This window comes from Acidovorax sp. KPB24-07 (assembly GCF_057543315.1).
Genome location: NZ_BAAJYS010000471.1, coordinates 1 through 2,357, shown reverse-complemented (window position 1 = coordinate 2,357; position 2,357 = coordinate 1). Strand labels below are relative to the sequence as shown.

The window sequence follows — 2,357 nt, the reverse complement described above, 5'->3', positions numbered from 1 at the left end:
GGTTCGACCCGTATGAGAAGTTCACCGTGCGCCACCCGGAAGAGGGGCCTGTGGGTCGTCGTGCACAAGGGCGGGACTGGACGTACCACTCACCGCCACGCACGCCCCCGAGCAGCTGGCGCCTGCCCCTGGCACGCTTGCAGGATGCGAACGGCAATGCGGTGGCGCTGCACTGGGTGGCGGGTGACGCCGATGCAGGCACGGGCGAGGTGCTGACCTGGAGCGCACGGCAGGCCCACGAGCAGGCCATGGCAAAGGGTGCGGCCAGTGGCGCTGCGAGCGCAGGGGCGTTCTCGTCTCCCTTCGCACGACCGCGCCTCGTCGGCCTGTCCGATTCGGCGGGACGGCAGTTGCGCCTGACCTGGACCCCGGCCACCGGGGCACCGTCCCCCGACGATCCCCTGCGCGGCGCGCGCCTGTCCACGGTGGAGTTGCGGGTGCCGGGCCACATCGGCAGCCAGTTGCTGGCGTCCTACGACTACGACGCGCAGGGCCAGTTGGTCGCCACGCAGCACGGCACCCAGCCCTACCGCCAGTACGCCTGGCGCTCGGGCGTGCTGGTGGGCTACCGCAAGGCCAGCGGCCACCGCTACTTCGCCCAGTACGACGCGGAAGGCCCGCAGGGCCGCGTGCTGCGCTCATGGTGCGCCGATGCGCCCATCCCCGGCCAGGACGATGACCGCTTCGCCTACCTGCCGCACGAACGCATCACCCGCCACACCGATGGCCTGGGGCGCGTGACCGCCTACCACTGGGATGCGCGCTTCAACATCGTGGCCACCGTCATCGCGGAGGGCACACCCGAAGAGGTGCGCGAAGAAACGCCATTCGATGCCACCGGCACCCCGCGGGGCAGCACCGATCCGCTGGGCCGACGCACCACGCTGCGCCATGACGCGCGTGGCAACCTCACGCAGATCACCAACGCCCTGGGGCAGTCCACTGCGCTGCAGTACAACGCGATGGACTTGGTGACGACGCTGCGCGATGCGATGGGCTTCGAGTGGCGGCGTGCCTACGACCGCCACGGCAATCTGGTGCAGATGACCGATCCGCTCGGGCAGGCCACGGCCTACCAGTACGACGGCCTGGGGCGGCCGGTGGAGGTGATCGATGCCAAGGGCGGCAAGAAGGTGCTGCGCTGGGACGAGGCGGGCAACCTGATTGCCTACACCGACTGCTCGGGCCGCACCACGCGCTTTGCTTACGACGCGTTGGGGCAGCTGGTGCAGCGTACCGATGCGCTGGGGCAGGCAACGCGCTACACCTACGACCGCGCGGGCCGGCTCGTCCATGTAGCCGAGCCCGGCACGGACAGCGCCACCGCCTTGCACCAGTACACCTGGAACGGCGAAGGCCACCTGCTGGCCTATACCGATCCGCTGGGCGCCACGACGCGCTACACCTACGACGGCGTGGGCCGGCCCCTGACCCGCATGGATGCCGCCGGGCGCACCCTGGCCTACCACTACGACCGCGCGGGCCGCCTGATCGCCCTCGATAACGAGAACCGCGCGCAGACCACCTTCCGCTACAACCTGCGCGACCAGCTCACCGACGAGATCGGATTCGACGGCCGCTGGCAGCGCTACGTGTACAACGCCGCGAGTGAATTGACCCACCTGATCGAGGCGGGCGGCAGCGAGGCCGGGCCGGGCAAGGTCACGCACTTCGAGCGCGACGCTCTGGGCCGGCTGCTGGCCAAGCGCGCCCATGGCGACGAAGGCCCGCCCGAGGAGACCACCTACCGCTACGACGCGCTGGGCCGGCTGACTCAGGCGAACAATGGCGCCGCCCACCTGGCCTTCGCCTACGACCCCGTGGGGCAGCTATTGAGCGAAACGCAGACGCTCATCGGCCAGGGTGGCCCCGGTCTGCCGGCGCGGATAGGCCGAGCAGCACCGGCCGGCCGTCAGGACATGCAGCGCAGCTTGCGCCACCAATACGACCCATTGGGCAACCGCACACAGACGCTGCTGCCCGATGGGCGCACGCTGAACTGGCTGTTCTACGGCTCCGGCCACCTGCACCAGATCAACATCGCGCAGCCAGGACAGGAAGGCGCGCACGCGGTCATCGCTGACATGGAGCGCGACGCTCTGCACCGCGAAGTCGAGCGCAGCCAGGGGGCCGCATCCAGCCAGTACGAGTACGACCCGGCCGGGCGGCTGATCCACCACCGCGCCGGATATCGCACCAGCGGCAACATCGCTACGCAGCCCGTACTGGAGCGGGCCTACGCCTACGACCTCTCGGGCCAATTGGTGGCCCGGGGCGACACCCTGCGAGGCCGCCAGAACTTCCGCTACGACCCCACGGGCCGCATCCTGGCCGCCCTGCCCGGGGCTGGCAGCCAC

At 70.3% G+C, this 2,357-nt stretch carries 1 pseudogene; it reads left to right on the top strand.

Features of this window, described 5'->3' with window-relative positions:
- Positions 1-26: 26 nt before the first annotated feature.
- Positions 27-2,357 (top strand): annotated as a pseudogene (locus AC27IQ_RS22705) (RHS repeat-associated core domain-containing protein); the annotation flags it as partial.